19 protein-coding genes are annotated in these 20,889 nt (G+C 69.8%); 11 read left to right on the top strand and 8 right to left on the bottom strand.

Features of this window, described 5'->3' with window-relative positions; genetic code table 11:
* Position 1 precedes the first annotated feature (1 nt).
* Positions 2-682: a DUF4166 domain-containing protein gene (locus tag ACFY0T_RS36575; protein ID WP_388880794.1), complete on the top strand. Its 681-nt coding sequence runs from the start codon at positions 2-4 to the stop codon at positions 680-682.
* Entirely contained in the window at positions 679-1,311 is a 633-nt protein-coding gene (locus ACFY0T_RS36570) for a TetR/AcrR family transcriptional regulator (RefSeq protein ID WP_388880791.1), read from the top strand. The genes ACFY0T_RS36575 and ACFY0T_RS36570 overlap by 4 nt, the downstream gene beginning before the upstream one ends.
* 219 nt (positions 1,312-1,530) lie before the next feature.
* Here the strand turns inward: ACFY0T_RS36570 and ACFY0T_RS36565 are convergent, their stop codons facing one another.
* Positions 1,531-2,511, bottom strand: coding sequence for a DUF5937 family protein (locus tag ACFY0T_RS36565; protein WP_388880788.1), 981 nt, complete (start codon positions 2,509-2,511; stop codon positions 1,531-1,533).
* 162 nt (positions 2,512-2,673) lie between these two features.
* Between ACFY0T_RS36565 and ACFY0T_RS36560 the strand changes: the two genes are divergently transcribed.
* From ACFY0T_RS36560 to ACFY0T_RS36545, 4 genes are all read left to right on the top strand, one after another.
* Positions 2,674-3,984 (top strand): MFS transporter, encoded by a 1,311-nt coding sequence (locus ACFY0T_RS36560; RefSeq protein ID WP_388880785.1) that lies wholly within the window; start codon positions 2,674-2,676, stop codon positions 3,982-3,984.
* 10 nt (positions 3,985-3,994) lie between these two features.
* Complete coding sequence (locus tag ACFY0T_RS36555) at positions 3,995-4,504, top strand: MarR family winged helix-turn-helix transcriptional regulator (protein ID WP_388880782.1); 510 nt, start codon at positions 3,995-3,997, stop codon at positions 4,502-4,504.
* Positions 4,505-4,570: 66 nt separating this feature from the next.
* A complete protein-coding gene (locus ACFY0T_RS36550; RefSeq protein ID WP_388880779.1) occupies positions 4,571-4,909 on the top strand; it encodes a DUF3817 domain-containing protein in 339 nt (112 codons plus the stop codon).
* A gap of 85 nt (positions 4,910-4,994) precedes the next feature.
* Positions 4,995-6,695, top strand: coding sequence for a methylmalonyl-CoA mutase (locus ACFY0T_RS36545; protein WP_388880776.1), 1,701 nt, complete (start codon positions 4,995-4,997; stop codon positions 6,693-6,695).
* Positions 6,696-6,832: 137 nt separating this feature from the next.
* Here ACFY0T_RS36545 and ACFY0T_RS36540 read toward each other — a convergent pair whose 3' ends face one another.
* Positions 6,833-7,459, bottom strand: a complete 627-nt coding sequence (locus ACFY0T_RS36540) for a TetR/AcrR family transcriptional regulator (protein ID WP_388880773.1) — start codon at positions 7,457-7,459, stop codon at positions 6,833-6,835.
* 313 nt (positions 7,460-7,772) lie between these two features.
* Here ACFY0T_RS36540 and ACFY0T_RS36535 point away from each other — a divergent pair, with 313 nt between their 5' ends.
* The 4 genes from ACFY0T_RS36535 to ACFY0T_RS36520 all read left to right on the top strand — a co-directional run bounded on the left by ACFY0T_RS36535 (position 7,773) and on the right by ACFY0T_RS36520 (position 12,001).
* Complete coding sequence (locus ACFY0T_RS36535; protein WP_388880770.1) at positions 7,773-8,756, top strand: tetratricopeptide repeat protein; 984 nt, start codon at positions 7,773-7,775, stop codon at positions 8,754-8,756.
* 620 nt (positions 8,757-9,376) lie between these two features.
* Positions 9,377-10,009, top strand: coding sequence for a DUF6230 family protein (locus ACFY0T_RS36530; protein ID WP_388880767.1), 633 nt, complete (start codon positions 9,377-9,379; stop codon positions 10,007-10,009).
* Positions 10,010-10,134: 125 nt separating this feature from the next.
* A complete protein-coding gene (locus ACFY0T_RS36525; protein WP_388880764.1) occupies positions 10,135-10,692 on the top strand; it encodes a DUF6114 domain-containing protein in 558 nt (185 codons plus the stop codon).
* Complete coding sequence (locus ACFY0T_RS36520; RefSeq protein ID WP_388880761.1) at positions 10,682-12,001, top strand: hypothetical protein; 1,320 nt, start codon at positions 10,682-10,684, stop codon at positions 11,999-12,001. Before ACFY0T_RS36525 ends, ACFY0T_RS36520 begins: the two co-directional genes overlap by 11 nt.
* A 108-nt stretch (positions 12,002-12,109) precedes the next feature.
* Here the strand turns inward: ACFY0T_RS36520 and pyk are convergent, their stop codons facing one another.
* From pyk to pta, 3 genes are all read right to left on the bottom strand, one after another.
* Entirely contained in the window at positions 12,110-13,540 is a 1,431-nt protein-coding gene (gene pyk, locus ACFY0T_RS36515) for a pyruvate kinase (protein ID WP_388880758.1), read from the bottom strand.
* Positions 13,541-13,657: 117 nt separating this feature from the next.
* Entirely contained in the window at positions 13,658-14,866 is a 1,209-nt protein-coding gene (locus ACFY0T_RS36510; RefSeq protein WP_388880755.1) for an acetate kinase, read from the bottom strand.
* Positions 14,863-16,953, bottom strand: a complete 2,091-nt coding sequence (pta, locus tag ACFY0T_RS36505; RefSeq protein WP_388880752.1) for a phosphate acetyltransferase — start codon at positions 16,951-16,953, stop codon at positions 14,863-14,865. The genes ACFY0T_RS36510 and pta overlap by 4 nt, the downstream gene beginning before the upstream one ends.
* A 233-nt stretch (positions 16,954-17,186) precedes the next feature.
* On the opposite strand from pta, the gene ACFY0T_RS36500 reads away from it, so the two are divergent.
* Positions 17,187-18,212, top strand: coding sequence for an ATP-dependent 6-phosphofructokinase (locus ACFY0T_RS36500; protein ID WP_388880748.1), 1,026 nt, complete (start codon positions 17,187-17,189; stop codon positions 18,210-18,212).
* Positions 18,213-18,249: 37 nt separating this feature from the next.
* On the opposite strand, the gene ACFY0T_RS36495 is transcribed toward ACFY0T_RS36500, so the two are convergent.
* The 3 genes from ACFY0T_RS36495 to ACFY0T_RS36485 form a co-directional block, all read right to left on the bottom strand.
* Complete coding sequence (locus ACFY0T_RS36495; RefSeq protein WP_388881157.1) at positions 18,250-18,879, bottom strand: XRE family transcriptional regulator; 630 nt, start codon at positions 18,877-18,879, stop codon at positions 18,250-18,252.
* Positions 18,880-19,107: 228 nt separating this feature from the next.
* Complete coding sequence (locus ACFY0T_RS36490; protein WP_388880745.1) at positions 19,108-19,959, bottom strand: carbohydrate ABC transporter permease; 852 nt, start codon at positions 19,957-19,959, stop codon at positions 19,108-19,110.
* A gap of 1 nt (position 19,960) precedes the next feature.
* Positions 19,961-20,854 (bottom strand): carbohydrate ABC transporter permease, encoded by an 894-nt coding sequence (locus ACFY0T_RS36485; RefSeq protein ID WP_388881154.1) that lies wholly within the window; start codon positions 20,852-20,854, stop codon positions 19,961-19,963.
* Between the last annotated feature and the right edge of the window lie 35 nt (positions 20,855-20,889).

Genomic DNA, 20,889 nt, shown 5'->3' with positions numbered 1-20,889 from the left:
CATGACCTCGATCTTCCGTACGGCGATGGGCGCGGACTTCGAACGGCTGCACCCGGAGCTGCGCCGCCGCTTCTCGGTGGGGCTGACGAGCGGTGAGGCGTGCACGGGCCGGGGCGTGATGGACCGCATCTGGCACGGCCGGGGATATGTGAAGCCGTTCCTGGCGCTCGGCGGTACACGCAACATCCTGGTGCCACGCGCGGGCCGCGATGTCCCCTTCACCATCGAGAACGTCCCGTACGCCGACACCTTCGGCCGTGAGACGGTGACCTTCGTGCGCACCTTCCAACTGCCCGGCCGCTCTCGCCGTTTCGACGCCCAGATGGTGCTCGGCCCCAAGAGCGACCGGATCCTCGACTACCTGGGCACGCACCAGCACCTGGCGAGCGGCCTCCACTTCCACGCGGAGCCGGACGGCTCACTGTTGATCCGCTCGGGCGAACACCGGTTCAGGGAAGGGCCGGTGGATGTCCGCGTCCCCGAGCTCATCGGCGGCGAGGCCGAGGTGAGGGAGTCCTTCGACGAGTCGACGGCTCGCTTCCGGATCCAAGTGCGGGTGGTGAACAGGAACTTCGGCCCCCTCTTCGGCTACGAAGGATGGTTCAGGGCGTCGTACGAGGACATCCGGGCGCGCGGTGTCCGGCCCGGCCTGCGCCCCGTCCGGGAGGAGGCGAGGGCATGAGCGAGGCAACGAAGACCAAGCTCCTCGAAGGTGCCCTCCGCGCCCTGGTGGAGCAGGGGATCGCCAAGACGTCGGCCCGCACGATCGCGGCGACCGCCGGGGTCAACCAGGCGCTGGTCTTCTACCACTTCGGCTCGGTCGACGAACTCCTGTCGGCGGCGTGCCGGCACGGCACGGAGCAGCGCATCGCGCTCTACCGGGAACGCCTGGAGGAGGTCGGAACCCTGGCCGAACTCCTGGCCTTCGGGCGGGAGATGCACGAGGAGGAGAAGGCGGCGGGGCATGTCGCGGTGCTCGGCCAGCTCCTGGCGGGCGCGCAGACGCACCCCCGGCTGGCGCCGGCCACGGCGGCGGGGCTGGACCTGTGGATCGCGGAACTGGAGAAAGTGCTGCGCCGGGTACTGTCCCCGACCCCCCTGGGGGAGTTGACGGACCCGGCCGGGCTGGCGCGGGCGGTGGCGGCGGCGTTCGTGGGCATCGAGCTGTACGAGGGGGTGGACGCCGAGGGAGCGACGACGGCCCTTGCCGCCCTGGAGCAACTGGCCGTCCTGACCTCGGCTCTGGAAGACCTGGGCCCGGTCACCCAACGAGCCGTCCGCCACGCCTTGCGCAAGGCGCCCCGCGCCTAGCCACCCAGCCGGCGGCGGGCCTGGCGCCACGGCGGTGTCGCTGGCCTGCGCCGGCAGGGTGCCTCCCCCACTGCCTTAACGGCGTGGGGGCACCCCCAGCGCCCACCCGTGCCGCCCCAGCGGCACGATGGCCCGCAGCTACGACATCCACGCCGGCGCGGCACCCCGTGCCGCTGCCGGGCGGGTGCCGAGGGCCCCGCCCAGTGGGGCTGTCATCTGTCAGCCGCCGGACGTCAGCGCCATCCCGAGAGGCGTCCGCTCGTACAGGACCTGGTGGCCGTACCGCCGCGAGGTGAGCAGGCCCGCGTCGCGCAGGGCCGCCAGGTGTGCCGAGACCGACGAGGGGGCGAGCCGGAGGCGGTGGGCGAGGGCGGTCGTGGTGGCGGGTTCGTCGAGCGCGGTGAGCACGGCGGCCCGTCCGCGGCCCAGGAGTCGTACGAGCGCGTCCGGGGTGCGGTCGGAGGGCTCGGCCCACAGGCCGCCGATGCCCCTGGCCGGGTAGACGAGGGTCGGCTGCCACGGTGGCTCGAAGCCGCTGATCACGTCGGGCCACGAGAACACGCTCGGCATCAGCACCAGGCCCTGGCCGCGCAGTTCCCGTTCGTGTTCGGTCTTCGCGTCGACGGTCAGGGTGCCGGGGGTCCACATGAACCGGCGGTCCAGCTCGGGCAGCAGCCCGCCCAGGCCCACCTCCGCCAGGCGCCGCGAGTGGAAGGCGACGTCCGCCTCCAGCAGGGTGCGCAGCCGGGGCCAGTCCGGCTCGATGAGCGCGTGCCAGGCGGCTTCCAGCAGGTCGGCGAGTTCCTGGATGGCGCGGGCGGGGTCGCGCAGACAGGCACGGCCGAGGGGTGACTCGAGGGCGCCGGGCGTGTCCGCGAGCGACCGTGCCGTGTCGTCGAGCGCGGCCTCCGGGTCGGCCGCGCGCACGGCCGCGATCTCCTCCTCGAAGCCGGCCGCCGGGCCGAGCGGCGGCGGGCCCAGCCAGTCCGGGGTGTGGCCGCGCCGGGGCATCAGCAGCCACAGGGGCGCCAGATCGAGCCCGGCGGCGGCCGCGCGGATCCGCCGCAGCCACCGGGCGTGATACCCGTGCCGCTCGGGCCGGTTGAGCGTGCGTACGGCCTCCTGCGTCTCCCAGAGCGGAGAGACGGCGAAACGGCACCGCAGAAGGTCGTCCTCACCGAAGTAGAACCGGAATGGCATGGCGACCCCCTCTCCCCGGCGGCGGGGCTTCGGCTCCACGGCGGCCCGGCGCTGGCCCTGCGGAACGACTGCCCACAGCGATTTGCAGTCGGCGCGAGCCCAAAGATTCGGCTGGCGCCGAAACTCTACGCCGTGTCCGGTCGTCGCCCGCACGCTCTGTGCATGCCCGATGATTCCCCCCTGGCGACCCGGCACCCGGAGCGGGTCGCCGCGGCCACCCGCCCCGCACCGCGGCAGCCCACCGGCTACGCGGCCGTCTTCCGCGTCCGCGAGTTCCGTGTCGTCTTCGTCGCCCATGCCTGTTCGCTTCTCGGGCTTGTCGTCAGTGAGATCTCGCTCTCCGTGCTCGTGTACGACCTGACCGGGTCGCCCCTGATGAGCGCGCTGACCTTCGCGCTCGGGTTTCTGCCCTACCTCGTCGGCGGGACCCTGCTCGCGGGGGTCGCCGACCGGTTCCCCGCGCGGCGGGTGCTCGTGGTGTGTGATCTCGTCTGCGCGGGATGCGTGGGCGTGATGGTGCTGCCGGGGACGCCCATCGCCCTGCTGCTGGCCATGCGGTGTGCGCTCGCCGTCGTCTCGCCGGTGTTCCAGGGGACGCGGACGGCGACCCTCGCCGACGTCCTCGGCGACGGCGAACTCTTCGTGCTGGGCCGCTCGTTGCTGCGGATCGTCTCGCAGAGCGCCCTGCTCGCCGGCTTCGGACTCGGCGGCGTCCTGCTCGCCGTCGTACCGCCGCGCGGCGCGCTCCTCATCACCGTCGGCACCTTCCTCGCCTCCGCGGCGCTCCTGCGGTTCGGCACCCGGCGCCGCCCCGCCCGGGCGACCGCCGGGACACCGCTTGTACGGGACTCCCTCAAGGGCACCCGGCGGGTCCTGGCCGACCGCCGGGTCCGGGTGCTGCTCCTGCTGTTCTGGGTGCCGCCGATGTTCGTCGTCGTGCCGGAGGCACTGGCCGCCCCGTACGCCGACGGTCTCGGCGCCGGTCCGGCCGGACTCGGCCTGCTGATGTGCGCGCCGCCGGTCGGCACGATCGCGGGCGAGCTGTACGCGGGCTCCCGGCTGCGCCCCGCCACCCGGGAACGGATCGCGCTCCCCCTGGTCTGCCTCACCCTGCTGCCCTACCTCGGCTACGCCCTCCACCCCGGCCTCGATCGGTCGCTGCTCCTGCTGGTGCTCGCCGGCGCCGGATCCGCGTACACGCTGGGCCTGGACCAGTGGTTCGTACGGGCCGTGCCGGAGGAGCTGCGCGGGCGGGCGATGACCCTCAACACGGCGGGGCTGATGACCGTCCAGGGGGTGGGCATGGCGCTGGCGGGAGTCGTCGCGGAGTTCGCCGGGGTCACCGCGACCGTGGCCGGCGCGGGGGCGCTGGGCGCCCTGGTCTGCGTACTCCTGGCCGTGGCGGCGCGGCGTACGGAAGGGGCGGCGACCGAAAGGCGAGACGGGGCTGACCACGATGTGACCGGCCGGTAAGGTCTTTGGCGTGCCGAAGCCGCTCAGTCTTGCCTTCGATCCCATCGCCCGCGCCGACGAACACTGGAAGCAGCGCTGGGGATCCGTGCCGTCCATGGCCGCGATCACGTCGATCATGCGCGCGCACCAGATCCTGCTCGCCGAGGTGGACGCGGTCGTCAAGCCGTACGGACTGACCTTCGCGCGATACGAGGCGTTGGTGCTGCTCACCTTCTCCAAGGCGGGCGAGCTGCCGATGTCCAAGATCGGCGAGCGGCTCATGGTGCACCCGACGTCCGTCACGAACACCGTGGACCGGCTGGTGAAGTCCGGGCTCGTCGCCAGGCGGCCCAACCCGAACGACGGGCGCGGCACCCTCGCCTCGATCACCGCGAAGGGCCGCGAGGTCTGCGACGCGGCCACCCGCGACCTGATGGCCATGGACTTCGGACTCGGGGTGTACGACGACGAGGAGTGCCAGGAGATCTTCGCGATGCTGCGGCCGCTGCGGGTCGCGGCGCACGACTTCGACGAGGAGTAGCGGACGAGCAGCCGACCGGTGGGGGCGCGCGAAGATCGTGCGAAAGGGGTCGTTACGCTCGTCCCCATGAAGAAGAGCGTGCTGACCAGGTACCGCGTGATGGCCTACGTCACCGGTGTGCTGCTGGTCCTGCTGACCCTCGGTGTGATCGCCAAGTACGTGCTCGACATGGACGGTGCCGCGGACTTCACGCGCGTCGTCGGTATCGCGCACGGCTGGCTCTACGTCGTCTACCTGGTCTTCGCCTTCGACCTGGGCTCCAAGGCGAAGTGGCCGGTCGGCAAGCAGCTGTGGGTGCTGCTGGCCGGGACGATCCCCACGGCCGCCTTCTTCGTGGAGCGCAAGGTCTCCCACGAGCTGGAGTCCAAGGTCGCGGACGACGCTCCCGCGGTTGCGAAGGCGTAACCACCGCCGCACTGCCACCGCCGTACGGCAACGTGCGGCGGTTTCCCATCGACATTTACTAGGACGTCCTAGTAAATTCGAGGGTATGGACGCTGACGCCATCGAGGAGGGCCGCCGACGCTGGCAGGCCCGCTACGACGCTTCGCGCAAGCGCGAGGCCGATTTCACGACGCTCTCCGGGGACTCCGTGGAGCCCGTGTACGGGCCGCGGCCCGGAGACGCATACGAGGGCTTCGAGCGGATCGGCTGGCCGGGTGAGTACCCCTTCACCCGCGGGCTCTATCCGACCGGCTACCGAGGGCGTACGTGGACCATCCGGCAGTTCGCCGGGTTCGGCAACGCCGAGCAGACCAACGAGCGCTACAAGATGATCCTGGCCAACGGAGGCGGTGGACTCTCCGTCGCCTTCGACATGCCGACCCTCATGGGGCGCGACTCCGACGATCCGCGCTCGCTCGGCGAGGTCGGGCACTGCGGGGTCGCGATCGACTCGGCGGCCGACATGGAGGTCCTGTTCAAGGACATCCCGCTGGGTGACGTGACCACCTCGATGACCATCAGTGGTCCGGCCGTTCCCGTCTTCTGCATGTACCTGGTCGCCGCCGAGCGGCAGGGTGTCGATCCGTCCGTGCTCAACGGCACGCTCCAGACCGACATCTTCAAGGAGTACATCGCGCAGAAGGAGTGGCTCTTCCAGCCCGAGCCGCATCTGCGCCTCATCGGCGACCTGATGGAGCACTGCGCGTCGAAGATCCCCGCGTACAAGCCGCTCTCCGTCTCCGGCTACCACATCCGGGAGGCGGGTGCCACGGCCGCGCAGGAGCTGGCGTACACGCTGGCGGACGGCTTCGGGTACGTGGAGCTGGGTCTTTCGCGCGGGCTCGACGTGGACGTCTTCGCGCCGGGGCTGTCGTTCTTCTTCGACGCGCACGTCGATTTCTTCGAGGAGATCGCCAAGTTCCGGGCGGCGCGGCGGATCTGGGCGCGGTGGATGCGGGACGTGTACGGCGCCAAGTCGGAGAAGGCCCAGTGGCTGCGCTTCCACACGCAGACCGCCGGTGTCTCGCTGACGGCGCAGCAGCCGTACAACAACGTGGTGCGTACGGCCGTGGAGGCGCTGGCCGCGGTGCTGGGCGGCACGAACTCCCTGCACACGAACGCGCTGGACGAGACGCTGGCGTTGCCGAGCGAGCAGGCGGCGGAGATCGCCCTGCGCACGCAGCAGGTGCTCATGGAGGAGACCGGGGTCGCCAACGTGGCCGATCCGCTGGGTGGTTCCTGGTACGTCGAGCAGCTGACCGACCGGATCGAGGCCGACGCGGAGAAGATCTTCGAGCAGATCAGGGAGCGGGGGCTGCGGGCGCACCCCGACGGGCAGCACCCGATCGGGCCGATCACCTCAGGGATCCTGCGGGGGATCGAGGACGGGTGGTTCACCGGGGAGATCGCGGAGTCGGCGTTCCAGTACCAGCGGGCGCTCGAGAAGGGCGACAAGCGGGTCGTGGGCGTCAATGTCCACCATGGCTCGGTGACGGGGGATCTGGAGATTCTTCGGGTCAGCCATGAGGTGGAGTGGGAGCAGGTGCGGGTGCTCGGTGGACGCAGGGCCGCGCGGGACGAGGCGGCTGTGCGGGGCGCGCTGGACGCCATGCTGGCGGCCGCGCGGGATGGGTCCAACATGATCGCGCCCATGCTGGACGCGGTGCGGGCCGAGGCCACGCTGGGCGAGATCTGCGATGCCCTCCGGGAGGAGTGGGGGGTGTACACGGAGCCGGCAGGTTTCTGAGGAGTTTTCTTCGCCCCCTCCGCCCCTGCCCGTCCCTTACCTGGGGCTGCGCCCCAGACCCCCTCGGTGCTTTCTTTGGCTGCGGGTGGGTGGGGGCTGCTCGCGCAGTTCCCCGCGCCCCTTTGGGGCGCAGCCCTCTACGCCTCGCTTGTCGCGCCCCTCAGGCCCAGGAGTAGCACCCGGGTGAAGCTGCGGACCCAGTCCTCGTCGGCGGGTTCGGCGCTGACGAGGGTGCGGTGCACCACGGCCCCCGCGACGACGTCGAAGATGAGGTCGGCGGTGCGCGCGGCGGCGGCCGGGTCGGACTCCGGCGGGAGCTCGCCGCGGGCGGTGGCGCGGGCGCGGCCCTCCAGGACGAGCCGCTTCTGGCGGTCGACAATCGACGTCCGGATGCGCTCGCGCAGCGGCTCGTCGCGGGTGGATTCCGCCACGACCGCCATCAGCGCCGTCTTCGCCTCCGGACGGCCCAGGATGGCCGCGAACTGAAGCACGACGCCTTCGATGTCCGCCGCCAGGCTGCCCCGGTCGGGCAGCTCCAGCTCGTCGAAGAGGACGGCCACCGCGTCGACCACGAGCTCGTTCTTGCCCGCCCAGCGGCGGTACAGCGTCGTTTTGGCGACCCCGGCGCGGGTCGCCACGTCCCCCAACGTCAGCTTGGACCAGCCCAGTTCGACCAGCGCCGCGCGCGTCGCCTCCAGGATCGCGGCGTCCGCGGCAGCGCTGCGCGGGCGCCCCGTACGGGGGGCGGAAGTGCGACTCTGCATGTCAGTGACCATATCCGGGCATGCCGACGACCATATCCGGCGGTTCTGTGAAGCCGTGAGGGAGATCACCGGGGGAGGGCGTACATCGACACCCTCGGGCAGTTACGCTACGGGTCGTAGCGAAAGCTGGTGCGCATGAGAGCGCGCGAGCGACAACCACCGGCGCCAGGTGGGGACCCGGCGCCCAGTGACACCGATCAGCGGCACGGACAACGGCAACAACGGCACCGAACAACGGCACCGAACAAGACGTAACAGGGTCGGCTTTCACCACGCTTTTCACACGTGCGCGAGGAAGGGGGAGGATGTACTCATGCAGCCACGGAACATGTCCATGAGCGGAGTCGTCGACCTCGCCGCGGTGAAGGCGGCCCAGGAGGCCAAGGCGAAGGCGGAGCAGGCGCGCGCCGAAGCGGCCAGGCAGGGCGGCGGGGGTGGGAGCGGGGCCGTGTCCCCGGCCAGTCTCGTCATCGATGTCGACGAGGCGGGGTTCGAGCGCGACGTCCTGCAGCGCTCCACCGAGGTCCCGGTCGTCATCGACTTCTGGGCCGAGTGGTGCGAGCCCTGCAAGCAGCTGAGCCCGGTGCTCGAGCGGCTGGCCGTCGAGTACAACGGGCGGTTCGTCCTGGCCAAGGTCGACGTCGACGCCAATCAGATGCTGATGCAGCAGTTCGGGATTCAGGGGATCCCGGCCGTCTTCGCGGTCGTCGCCGGGCAGGCGCTGCCGCTCTTCCAGGGGGCCGCCGGTGAGGCGCAGATCCGGGGGACCCTCGACCAGCTCGTCCAGGTGGCCGAGCAGCGCTTCGGCCTCACCGGCCTGATCGTCGACCCGGACGCCGAGCCGGCCGCCGCCGCGACCGCGCCCGAGGTGCCGGCAGGGCCGTACGACGCGCTCCTGGAGGCCGCCGTAGAGGCCCTGGACGCGGGTGACTTGGGTGGTGCCGTCCAGGCGTACAAGAACGTACTGAGTGACGACCCGGGCAACACGGAGGCCAAACTGGGGCTCGCCCAGGCCGAGTTGCTCCAGCGGGTGCAGAGCGTCGATCCGCAGCAGGTGCGCAAGGACGCCGCCGAGAAGCCCGGTGACGTACAGGCGCAGATCGCCGCCGCCGACCTGGACCTGGTGGGCGGACACGTCGAAGACGCGTTCGGGCGACTCATCGACACGGTGCAGCGCACAGCGGGTGACGACCGTGATGCCGTACGGCTGCGGCTGCTTGAGCTCTTCGAGGTGGTCGGGGGCGACGATCCGCGGGTGGTCGCGGCGCGCCGTGCGCTGGCCAGGGCCCTGTTCTGACCAGTCCCTAAACGCCGGGGCTTGTGATGCCCAGGTGAAAGATTTGCCGACAGAGCGACACGTGGCCGCGCTTTACCAAAACTTGGTAAACGCGGCCGCTGTTACTGGGAGTAAGTCAGGGGCGTTGTTCTGTCGGATTTCGTCCATTGATCAACCGTTGTGTTACCCCGCTTGACACCACCCTGCGTTGCTGTCCGATACCGACGGGTCGTTGTTCGGTTATCCGGCCGTTACTAGCGAGTAACGAACCCCCTTGTGCGGGCGGCGAGAATGCACCACGATCGGCGACGCTCGGTCCATTGCCGTACCCCGACAGCCAATCGGGTCGACGGGTTTTCTGGGTCCCCACCGAGTAGAGCCGCCGGCAGTGGCGTCGGCTCTTGGGCAGGGGGGTCTTTGCCGTTCGGCAGAGCCTGTCCAGCAGGTTGTGCGTGATGTGTGTCAGGCGCGACCAGTGGTTGTCGCTCGGGGGTGATCGCCGGTGATTCGGGCGCTGTTCGCGCCTCCGAGTACGGGCGCTCTCCTTCCCGAGGACGTAGCACTTCTCCCATCCCTGCCCGGCTGAGCCGCCGACATGGGGCAGTCAGGGCCAGGAGATGTACGTCCGAGAAGGAGGAAATATGGAGTCCCAGGTGCGTGGCGGGACCAGATGGAAGCGGTTCGCGGTCGTGATGGTGCCCAGCGTGGCCGCCACGGCAGCGATAGGTGTCGCCCTCGCGCAGGGCGCTCTCGCCGCGTCGTTCAGCGTTTCCGGTCAGTCGTTCAAGGTGACGGCGGACCGACTCGACGGTACGGGCTTCTCGCAGTACGGGGCCATCGACTCGGGTTACACCCTGGACGGCAAGAAGACGGCTCACCCCGTCGCCGTCTCGGCGTTCAAGTCCGCGTCGATCAAGGGCATGTGCCAGTCCGTGGTCACCCCGGACATCCCGCTGCTCGGTTCTGTCAGCCTCATCCTGCACGCCGGCGGTGGCGACACCCCGGTCGAGGCCGAGAACCTGTACATCGACGTCGAGGACCTCAACGCCGATGCGACGTTCCACAACATCGACATCGGTGTTGCGGCCAAGGACGCCAGCAAGGGTCCGGGCATTGCCAAGGGCGACACGGCCAACCCGTACGGGTTCGCCCAGCAGGCCGACTCGGCCACGCTGACCGATGTCAAGCAGACGGCGTGGGCGACCACCGCCGGCACGTTCAAGCTCAGCGGCCTGAAGATGTCGCTGTCCAAGGGCGTCAAGGAGTGCTACTAGGCACTCCGGGGGGCGGGCGAGGGGGCCTGCGGCTGTCTCGCCCGCCCCGCTCCTTCTCGCATCACACGTACGTCTCAGCACCACGCGTACTTCTCACAGCAAGCCGTTCCAGGGAGCCGTTTTCCATGAGCGCCGAGTCACCCGGGCAGAGCGAGCACTATCTCCGAGTCTTCCGGCGGAACTTCCGCGCCTGGAGGGGCGACCGCCCGTTCTGGGCGGGCCTGTTCGTCCTGCTCGGCGGTTTCCCCATCGCCTACTTCCCCTACGCGAACCTCCAGATCGGCCATCTGACGCTCGCGATGGCCACCACCGCGGGTGCGGGCTCCCTGATCATCGGCGTGCTGCTCGGCGTGCTGGGCATCAGCCTCTGGTTCCAGAAGCACGTACGGACCTTCGCGGGCGTGGCGGCGATCCTCCTGGCGCTGGTGTCCATCCCGGTGTCCAACCTGGGCGGATTCCTCATCGGCTTCCTGTTCGCCATGATCGGCGGCGCGATGGCGGTCTCCTGGGCTCCGGGCGAGCCCGAGGCGGAGCCGGCCAAGCCGGTGGCCCAGAGCGAGGGCGACGCCCCCGAGGGGGCGCCCGTGGGGACCACGGACAGTGTGAGCGAGCTGGGCGAGCCGAACGATCTGTCAGGAACGAGCCCGGCGAACGGGGCGAACGGGAGGCACAGTGCCGGCTGACGAGGTGACCCACGGGACTGATGTGGAGGAGTCCCGTGTGAGAACCGGGCCGCGCCACGCGGCCCCCAGGAAGCCGCTGTTCACCAGGTTCCACATGCCTGCCGGGAAGGCCGTCGCCATCGCGGCGATGCCGACAGCGGTCCTCATGGGGATGGGGTTCACGCCGACGCTCGCCCTCGCCGACGACCACTCGACGTCCAAGAGTCTGACGGCCGACGAGTACAAGGACTGCGTCGCGGCCGTGACCGGCTCCGAGGACGGCACGGACGCGTCGGACACGCCGTCGCCCTCGGCCTCGGCCAGTTCCAGCAAGTCCAACGACACTGCGGAGCCGACCCCTTCGGCCTCGGCGTCCTCGGGCGACACCTCTTCGTCGGATTCAGGTTCCGACGACAAGGACGAGCCCGCGCCCTCCGCCTCCCCGTCGTCCTCCTCGAGCACGTCCTCCTCGAGTACGTCGGACAAGTCGTCGGACACCAGTACGTCCACGCCGACCCCCTCGGCATCCGCGAGCAGCGGCAACGTGCTGGACACCATCGGCGACGCGATCGGCGACGTCCTCACGGGCGGCGGCGACTCCACGGCGAGCTCCAGCCCCTCGCCGTCCGCCTCGGCGAGCGCGAGCCCGTCCGCGACCAAGGACACCTCCGACAGCACCTCCGACACCGTCAAGGACACGACCGACACGGTCACCAAGACGGTCGAGGACACCGTGAAGGACACCACCGACACGGCGTCCAAGGCGGCCTCGGACACCACGGAGAAGGTCACGGAGGCGGCCCAGGAGGCCACCGCGACCCCCAGCCCGTCCGCGAGCTCCAGCACGGACCCGGACGACTGCCCGGTCGCCACGGACGAGGAGGGCGGTGTCGACAACGCCTCGCCGCTGCCCGACGACCCCTGGTACCTGAACGCCAGCTCGCTGCTGCTCAAGGGCGCCGACTACCAGGGCATCGTGAAGGTGAAGACGGCCAACGGGACGACCAAGAAGGTCCTGAAGTACGTCATCTCCGACGGCACCGACATCGGCGACCTGCACCAGACGGTGAAGGACAAGCAGTCCGGCAAGACCTACCACGTGCAGGCGGCCGACGGCTCGACGTCCACCATCCGCGACGGCAAGACGATCATGTACACGGAGAGCATCTCCGGCAACCTGCTCGGCCTGATCCCGGTCACGTTCAGCCCGGACAACCCCCCGCCGCTGAACATCCCGTTGATCTACTTCACCAAGGTGAAGGTCGTCCAGGCCGGTCAGTTCGGCGGATCGCTGACCGTGCCGGGTCTGCACTCGTACATCACCGACTGAGCGCAGCACCGACCGAGCGCCCCCAGAGCCCGTCCGGGAGCCGCACAACACTGAGGGCGCCCCCTTCGCGGGGGGCGCCCTCAGCGGCGTATCAGGACCCTTGGCGGGTCAGTCGCGGTCGCCGCTGCCCAGGTGGTGCACCCGGACCATGTTGGTGGTGCCGGGGACGCCGGGGGGCGAGCCGGCGGTGATGATCACGATGTCGCCGTCGTTGAACCGCTTGAGCTTGGCGATCTCGGAGTCGACCAGCTCGACCATCTCGTCGGTGCTGTTCACGAACGGCACGACGTGGGACTCGACGCCCCAGCTCAGCGTCAGCTGGTTGCGCGTGCCCTCGTCCGTGGTGAAGGCGAGGATCTGCTGGGCCGCGCGGTAGCGGGACAGCCTGCGGGCGGTGTCACCGGACTTGGTGAAGGCGACCAGGCCCTTGCCGCCGAGGAAGTCGGCGATCTCGCAGGCGGCGCGGGCGACCGAACCACCCTGCGTGCGCGGCTTCTTGCCCGGCACGAGCGGCTGCAGACCCTTGGAGAGGAGCTCCTGCTCGGCCGCGACGACGATCTTCGACATCGTCTTCACGGTCTCGATCGGGTACGCGCCCACGCTCGACTCGGCGGACAGCATGACCGCGTCGGCGCCGTCCAGGATCGCGTTGGCCACGTCGGAGGCCTCGGCGCGCGTCGGGCGGGAGTTGGTGATCATCGACTCCATCATCTGGGTCGCGACGATCACCGGCTTGGCGTTGCGGCGGCACAGCTCCACGAGGCGCTTCTGCACCATCGGGACCTTCTCCAGCGGGTACTCGACGGCCAGGTCGCCACGGGCCACCATGACCGCGTCGAACGCCGCGACGACGCCCTCCATGTTCTCGACCGCCTGCGGCTTCTCCACCTTGGCGATGACGGGGACGCGGCGGCCCTCCTCGTCCATCACCTTGTGGACGTCGGCCACGTCGTTGGCGTCGCGCACGAAGGACAGGGCGACCATGTCGCAGCCCATCTTCAGGGCGAAGCGGAGGTCCTCGACGTCCTTGTCCGACAGCGCCGGCACGTTCACGGCCGCACCGGGCAGGTTGATGCCCTTGTGGTCGGAGATCACGCCGCCCTCGATGACGACCGTCTTGACCCGGGTGCCGTCGACCTCGACGACCCGCAGCTCGACGTTGCCGTCGTTGATGAGGACCTGGTCGCCCTTGGAGACGTCACCGGGCAGACCCTTGTAGGTCGTGCCGCAGATGTGCTTGTCGCCGGGCACGTCCTCGGTGGTGATGGTGAACTCGTCACCACGCTCCAGCTCGACGGGGCCCTCGGCGAAGGTCTCCAGACGGATCTTCGGGCCCTGCAGGTCGGCGAGCACGCCGATGGCCTTGCCGGTCTCGGCCGAGGCGGCCCGGACGCGGTCGTACCGCCCCTGGTGCTCGGCGTGCGTGCCGTGGCTGAAGTTGAAGCGGGCCACGTTCATGCCGGCCTCGATCAGCGCGACGAGTTGCTCGTGGGAGTCGACCGCGGGGCCGAGAGTACAGACGATTTTCGAACGGCGCATGGGGCGATCCTATCGGTTTGTTTCGCTACGGAATATTCCGTCTGGTGGAAGATACAAATGGGCGGGCAGGTGCTCAGGCGTTGCTCTCCCCGAGCTCAGACATGGCTGCCTCCGGGCTCAGGCATTGCTCTCTCCGACCAGCTCATACGTCTGTGTGGCGATCTCCAGTTCCTCGTCCGTCGGCACCACGGCGACCGCGACCCGCGCGTCCCGCGGCGAGATGAGCCGCGGCTCGTCACCGCGCACGGCGTTCAGGTCGTCGTCGATCGCGAGGCCCAGTTCCTCCAGGCCGGCGATGGCGGCCTCGCGCACCGGGGCGGCGTTCTCGCCGACTCCGGCGGTGAAGGCGACGGCGTCCACCCGGCCGAGGACCGCGTAGTAGGCGCCGATGTACTTCTTCAGGCGGTGGATGTAGATGTCGAAGGCGAGCCGGGCCTGCTCGTCACCCTCGTCGATACGACGGCGGATCTCGCGCATGTCGTTGTCGCCGCACAGGCCGATCAGGCCGCTCTTCTTGTTGAGCAAAGTGTCGATCTCGTCGGTGGACATCCCGCCAACGCGCATCAAATGGAAGATGACCGCCGGATCCATGTCACCGGACCGCGTTCCCATCACCAGCCCCTCCAGCGGCGTGAGCCCCATGGAGGTGTCCACGCAGCGGCCGTTCCTGACCGCCGACGCCGAGGCCCCGTTGCCCAGGTGCAGCACGATGACGTTCACGTCCTGCGGCGCCTTGCCCAGCAGCCGCGCGGTCTCCCGGGACACGTACGCGTGCGAGGTGCCGTGGAAGCCGTACCGGCGGACGCGGTGCTCGTCGGCGGTCTTCACGTCGATCGCGTAGCGCGCCGCCGACTCCGGCATCGTCGTGTGGAAGGCGGTGTCGAAGACGGCGACCTGGGGGAGGTCGGGGCGCAGCGCCATGGCGGTACGGATGCCGGTGAGGTTCGCCGGGTTGTGCAGCGGCGCCACCGGGATCAGCCGCTCGATCTCGGCGAGGACCGCGTCGTCGATGACCGTCGGGTCGGTGAAGTGCTTGCCGCCGTGCACGACCCGGTGGCCGATCGCGGCCAGCTCCGGGGAGTCCAGGCCGAGCCCGTCCGCGGCCAGCTCCGTGGCCATGGCCTTCAGCGCGGCCTGGTGGTCGGCGATGGGGCCGTTCGTCTCCCGGGACGTGCCGCCCAGCGGGGTGTGCTTGAGCCGGCTCGTCTCCTCGCCGATGCGCTCGACGAGGCCCACGGCCAGTCGGCTGCCGTCGCTCATGTCGAGCAGCTGGTACTTCACCGACGAGGAGCCGGAGTTGAGGACGAGGACGCGGCTGGCGGTCACTGCTGGTAAGCCTTCTGGTCGGGGGTCTGGGCCTGGATCGCCGTGATGGCGACGGTGTTGACGATGTCCTGGACGAGCGCGCCGCGCGACAGGTCGTTGACGGGCTTGCGCAGGCCCTGCAGGACCGGGCCGACGGCGATCGCGCCGGCCGAGCGCTGCACGGCCTTGTAGGTGTTGTTGCCGGTGTTGAGGTCCGGGAAGATCAGCACGGATGCCTGCCCGGCGACCTCCGACTCCGGCAGCTTGGTCGCCGCGACGGACGGCTCGACCGCGGCGTCGTACTGGATCGGCCCCTCGATCTTGAGGTCGTCGCGCCGCAGCCGCACCAGGTCGGTGGCCTCGCGCACCTTGTCGACGTCGGCGCCCGACCCGGACGTACCCGTCGAGTACGACAGCATCGCGATCCGGGGCTCGACGCCGAACTGTTCGGCGGTGGCGGCCGACTGGATGGCGATGTCGCAGAGCTGCTCGGCGTTCGGGTCGGGGTTCACGGCGCAGTCGCCGTAGACGAGGACCTTGTCGGCGAGGCACATGAAGAAGACGGACGAGACGATCTTGGCGTCCGGCTTGGTCTTGATGATCTCGAAGGCGGGCCGGATGGTCGCGGCCGTGGAGTGCACGGAGCCCGACACCATGCCGTCGGCGAGGCCCTCCTGCACCATCAGCGTCCCGAAGTAGTTCACGTCGGCGACGACGTCGTACGCCAGCTCGACCGTGACGCCCTTGTGGGCGCGCAGGGCGGCGTACTTCTCGGCGAAGGCGTCGCGCAGCACGGAGGTGGCCGGGTCGATCAGCTGGGTGCCGCCGAGGTCGATGCCGAGGTCGGCGGCCTTCTTGCGGATCTGGTCGACCGGGCCGAGCAGCGTCAGATCGCACACACCCCGGCGCAGCAGCACCTCGGCGGCGTGCAGGACGCGCTCCTCGGTGCCCTCGGGGAGGACGACGCGGCGCCTGTCGGAGCGGGCCTGCTCCAGGAGCTTGTGCTCGAACATCATCGGCGTGAGCCGGTCGCTGCTCGGCGCGGAGACCCGCTTGAGCAGGTCGCTCGTGTCGACGTACCGCTCGAAGAGGCCGAGCGCGGTCTCCGCCTTGCGGGGCGTGGCCGCGTTCAACTTCCCCTCCAGGCCGAAGAGTTCGGCCGCGGTCGGGAAGGAGTTCCCGGCCACCGAGACGACCGGCGTGCCGGGCGCGAGGCGGGCCGCGAGGGTGAGGATCTCGTTGCTGGGCCGCTCGTTCAGGGTGAGCAGCACGCCGGCTATCGGGGGTGTGCCGGCGCTGTGCGCGGCGAGCGAGCCGACGACGAGGTCGGCGCGGTCGCCGGGGGTGACCACGAGACACCCCGGGGTCAGGGCGTTCAGGAAGTTCGGCAGCATCGCGCCGCCGAAGACGAAGTCGAGCGCGTCCCGGGCCAGCCCCGCGTCGTCGCCGAGGAGCACCTTGCCGCCGAGGGCGTGGGTGATCTGCGCGACGGTGGGCGCGGAGAGCGCGGGCTCGTCGGGAAGGACGTAACAGGGCACGGGGAGCCGCGAGTCGAGCCGCTCGTTGATCTCGGCGCGATCGGCCGCCGCCACCCGGTTCACGACCATGGCGAGGACGTCGCAGCCGAGGCCGTCGTAGGCGCGGTAGGCGTTGCGGGTCTCGGCGCGGACGGACTCGGCGGTCTGGCCGCGGCCGCCGACGACCGGGATGACCGACGCGCCGAACTCGTTCGCGAGGCGGGCGTTGAGCGCGAGCTCGTCGGGGAACTGGGTGTCGGCGTAGTCGGTGCCGAGCACGAGGACGACGTCGTAGTCCCGCGCGACCGCGTGGAAGCGGTTCACCAGGGAGGAGACCAGCTCGTCCGCCCCCTGCTCGGCCTGGAGCGCGGACGCCTCGTGGTAGTCCATGCCGTACACCGTCGCCGGGTCCTGCGCGAGCCGGTAGCGGGCGCGCAGCAGCTCGAAGAGCCGGTCGGGGCCGTCGTGCACGAGCGGACGGAACACCCCCACCCGGTCGACCTGGCGGGTCAGGAGCTCCATGACCCCCAGCTCGACGACCTGGCGGCCGTCGCCGCGGTCGATCCCGGTCACGTACACGCTGCGCGTCACGCGTGCTCTCCATCCGTTTCGTCGCTGGGTGGCTTCAGGGCTCGTGGTTTCGGGGCTCGAAAAAATAGCCCGCCGGGGTGAGCAGAACCATCTTGACAATACCTCTGCGGGTAGCTAGGGCGCCCGCCAGGACAAACGCCCTGGTGGGGCGGAGGGCAGCGACGGCCCCCTGCGGGCCGTGAAACAATCGGACTGGCTCACCGGTACCAAAAGCGAGCAGGAGACACAGCACGATGCGCATCGGAGTTCTCACCGCAGGCGGCGACTGCCCGGGCCTGAACGCAGTGATCCGGTCGGTCGTGCACCGAGCGGTCACCAATTTCGGGGACGAGGTCATCGGCTTCGAGGACGGCTACGCCGGCCTGCTCGAAGGCCACTACCGCACCCTCGACCTCGACGCCGTCAGCGGCATCCTCGCCCGCGGCGGCACCATTCTCGGCTCTTCGCGCCTGCAGCGCGACCGCCTCCGAGAGGCCTGCGAGAACGCGCAGGACATGGCGCGCGAGTTCGGCATCGACGTCCTGATCCCGATCGGCGGCGAGGGCACCCTGACCGCCGCCCGGATGCTCGCCGACGCGGGCCTGCCGGTCGTCGGCGTCCCGAAGACGATCGACAACGACATCTCCTCCACGGACCGCACCTTCGGCTTCGACACGGCGGTGGGCGTGGCCACGGAGGCCATGGACCGCCTGAAGACCACGGCCGAATCCCACCAGCGCGTGATGGTCGTCGAGGTCATGGGCCGGCACGCCGGCTGGATCGCCCTGGAGTCCGGCATGGCCGCCGGCGCCCACGGCATCTGCCTGCCCGAGCGCCCCTTCGACCCGGCCCACCTGGTCAAGATGGTCGAGGAGCGCTTCGCCCGCGGCAAGAAGTTCGCCGTCGTCTGCGTCGCCGAGGGTGCCCACCCCGTCGAGGGCACCATGGACTACGGCCACGGCGAGATCGACCAGTTCGGCCACGAGCGCTTCCTGGGCATCGGCACGGCCCTCGCGCACGAGCTGGAGCGCCGTCTCGGCAAGGAGGCCAAGCCGGTCATTCTCGGCCACATCCAGCGCGGGGGCACGCCGACGGCGTACGACCGGGTGCTGGCGACGAGGTTCGGATGGCATGCGGTGGAGGCCGCCCACCGGGGCGACTTCGGCCGGATGACGGCGCTGCGCGGCACGGACGTCGTGATGGTGCCGCTCGCGGACGCGATCACCGAGCTGAAGACGGTGCCGAAGGATCGGATGGACGAGGCGGAGTCGGTGTTCTAGGCCGCAGTACTCGGTACGTGAAACTGCGTACGAAACCTCAGTACGTGCTTCTTTGGACCATTGACCAGAAATGGTCGACGATCCGGTCGAGGAAGTCCCGGCCCGATGCGCTGGAGTCAGCGGCGGCCGAGCCTCCGCCCCAGCTCAGCGTGGCGACCATCTGCCCCTGGTAGTCGGTGTGCATCTCCTCCAGGACGCTCTCCAGGAGGTGCCGGTCCAGGGGCACCATCTTCCCGAGCGGGCGTATGTACGCCTGCCAGCGCGTCGTCATCGCGCTGCGCAGCAGCTCCGCGAGCTTGTCGTCGCGCCCGGTCACCGTGATGAAGTCGGGCAGCGAGAGGTCGAGGACGTCGGCGAGCGCGGCCGACTGCCGCTCGTTGCCGCGCCACTGGTCGGACTCCTCCATCCGCTGGTACGCGAGGAGTTCGAGGCCGACGGCGCGGGCGACGTCCTCCGGGGCGAGCCCGCGCGCTATGCGGTGTTCGCGCAATGTCCGTGGCGCGCCGATGAGCTCACCTGGCGAACACCACAGCACGCCCGCGAGCGCGGTGAGCTCGGGGCCGCTGGGTGCGGTGATGCCGCGCTCCCAGGCGGTGACGATGTCGGGCGTGACGTACGGCAGCCCGTACGAGGCTCTCATCCCGTACGCGACATGCTCGGGCCCCATTCCGAGCGCCGCCCGCAGTCTGCGGGCGGCGGGGGCGTTGAAGGGCGGGGTGGGCTGGTGGGCCTGCGGTAGGTGCACGGGCACAAAGTAGGGGTCCGGGGCAGCGGTGACTACGGTCTGTTCGGCCACAATTACGGATTGTAGGAACATACGGTTTCGGCCGTGCCGCGCCGCACTGCTGCGTGGGGGCATCGGATCGGCCCCTGAGTGAACCCAGTGAGCCGACGGTCATCCCTTGACGGCCCCACCCAGCGCGAACCCGCCTCCCAGCCGCCGGGAAACGAGTACATACAGCAAAATCACCGGAGTCGAGTAGATGACGGAGAACGCGGCCAGCTGCCCGTAGACCACCGTCCCCCGATTCCCGAAGAAGTCGTTGATGCTGACCGACGCGGGCATTTGGTCAGGCGTCAGCAGCAACATAAAGGGGACGAAGAAGTTTCCCCACATCATCACGAACGAGAAAACCGTCACGACGCCCACTCCCGGCCCCATCAGCGGCAGCACGATCCGCACCAGAGACTGGAACGCCGACGCGCCATCCGTCCACGCCGCCTCCTCCAGCTCCCTCGGGACGCCGTCCATGAAGTTCTTCATCAGCCAGATGGCGAAGGGGAGTTGGGATGCGGCGAAGAAGAAGATCGTGCCCTGCAGGGTGTCGATGAGGTTCACGCGCACGAAGAGCGCGTACACCGGAACCATGATCGCTGTGATCGGCAGGCACGTCGCGAACAGGATGGTGAGCAGGAAGGGACGGTTGAGGCGGGAGCGGAAGCGGGAGAGCGGGTAGGCGGCGAGGGCCGCGCAGACCACGGTCAGGAGGGTGCCGCCGCCGCACAGGATCAGACTGTTGAGCAGCGGTGTGAAGGTGATGTCCGGCTTCAGGACCGCGTCGAAGTTGTCCAGGGTGAGGCCGTCCGGGACCTTCACTTTGAGGTCCGCGTGCGGATCGAGCGCGGACAGGACCACCCAGGCCAGGGGGAGCGCGAAGGCTGCCGCCACCACGAGGAGCCCCGCGTCCGCCGCCAGACGCCTGCTCGTACGGCGGGAGGTGAGCGTGCGCCGAGTCGACACGGCCATCTCACACCTCCGTTCGCAGCAGCCGCATGTACACCGCCGAGAACAGCGAGCCGACCACCAGGAGCAGAAGAGCCACCGCTGTCCCGTAGCCGATCATGCTTTTCTGGAAGGCCTGTTCGTACATGAACAGGGGGAGGGTCTGGCTGCGATTTCCCGGGCCGCCCCGCGTCATGACCCAGATGAGTCCGAACACCGACAGTGTCTGCAGCGTGTTGAGCATCAGGTTCGTGCCGATCGACCGTCGGATCATCGGCAGGGTGATGTGCCACATCCGTCGCCAACCACCGGCCCCGTCCACTTCCGCCGCCTCCGTGATCTCTTTCGGGATTTCATTCAGTGCTGCCGAATAGACCAGCATCGAGAACGCGGTTCCTCGCCAGACATTCGCGAAGGACACCGCCAGGATCGGCAGCGTGAACATCCAGTTCTGGGACGGGAGATGGAGCCAGTCGAGGATGGCGTTCAAGGTTCCCTCGCGGCGGAAGAAGGCGTACAGCAGGAATCCCGCGACGACCTCCGGCAGGACCCACGCCGTGATCACGATCCCGCCCACCAGCGTGCGGACCGGCTTCGACGCGCGCTGCATCAGCGAAGCCAGCGCCAGGCCCAGGGTGTTCTGGCCGACGAGGGACGACAGCACGGTGAACACCAGCGTGAGCCAGACGGCGTTGAGGAACGCGTCGTCCTTGAAGGCCGCCCGGAAGTTGTCGAAGCCGACGAAGGACGAGTGGGCCTGGCCGGTGAGCTGGAGGTCGGTGAAGGCGATGTACGCGCAGTAGGCGATCGGGCCCGCGAGGAAGAGGAGCAGCAGGACGACGGCCGGGGCGAGCGGAAGCGCGCGGGTGAGGGAGCGGAGGGGGCCTCCCCGGCGCGGTGGGGTGACCTTCGTACCCACCGGGCGGACCGGGGACGCCGCCTGCGTGCCGACGC

The organism is Streptomyces sp. NPDC001530, from assembly GCF_042894545.1.
Taxonomy (GTDB): Bacteria; Actinomycetota; Actinomycetes; order Streptomycetales; family Streptomycetaceae; genus Streptomyces.
Note: the sequence above shows the minus strand (reverse complement) of the source record. Positions and strands in the feature narration are given on the sequence as shown.

Bases quoted from the DNA above. Each gene is read 5' to 3' on its own strand.
- ACFY0T_RS36575 (WP_388880794.1), top strand. From the start codon at position 2: ATGACCTCGATCTTCCGTACGGCGATGGGCGCGGACTTCGAACGGCTG.
- ACFY0T_RS36570 (WP_388880791.1), top strand. From the start codon at position 679: ATGAGCGAGGCAACGAAGACCAAGCTCCTCGAAGGTGCCCTCCGCGCC.
- ACFY0T_RS36565 (WP_388880788.1), bottom strand. From the start codon at position 2,511: ATGCCATTCCGGTTCTACTTCGGTGAGGACGACCTTCTGCGGTGCCGT.
- ACFY0T_RS36560 (WP_388880785.1), top strand. From the start codon at position 2,674: ATGCCCGATGATTCCCCCCTGGCGACCCGGCACCCGGAGCGGGTCGCC.
- ACFY0T_RS36550 (WP_388880779.1), top strand. From the start codon at position 4,571: ATGAAGAAGAGCGTGCTGACCAGGTACCGCGTGATGGCCTACGTCACC.
- ACFY0T_RS36545 (WP_388880776.1), top strand. From the start codon at position 4,995: ATGGACGCTGACGCCATCGAGGAGGGCCGCCGACGCTGGCAGGCCCGC.
- ACFY0T_RS36540 (WP_388880773.1), bottom strand. From the start codon at position 7,459: ATGCAGAGTCGCACTTCCGCCCCCCGTACGGGGCGCCCGCGCAGCGCT.
- ACFY0T_RS36535 (WP_388880770.1), top strand. From the start codon at position 7,773: ATGCAGCCACGGAACATGTCCATGAGCGGAGTCGTCGACCTCGCCGCG.
- ACFY0T_RS36530 (WP_388880767.1), top strand. From the start codon at position 9,377: ATGGAGTCCCAGGTGCGTGGCGGGACCAGATGGAAGCGGTTCGCGGTC.
- ACFY0T_RS36525 (WP_388880764.1), top strand. From the start codon at position 10,135: ATGAGCGCCGAGTCACCCGGGCAGAGCGAGCACTATCTCCGAGTCTTC.
- pyk (WP_388880758.1), bottom strand. From the start codon at position 13,540: ATGCGCCGTTCGAAAATCGTCTGTACTCTCGGCCCCGCGGTCGACTCC.
- ACFY0T_RS36500 (WP_388880748.1), top strand. From the start codon at position 17,187: ATGCGCATCGGAGTTCTCACCGCAGGCGGCGACTGCCCGGGCCTGAAC.
- ACFY0T_RS36495 (WP_388881157.1), bottom strand. From the start codon at position 18,879: ATGGGGCCCGAGCATGTCGCGTACGGGATGAGAGCCTCGTACGGGCTG.
- ACFY0T_RS36490 (WP_388880745.1), bottom strand. From the start codon at position 19,959: ATGGCCGTGTCGACTCGGCGCACGCTCACCTCCCGCCGTACGAGCAGG.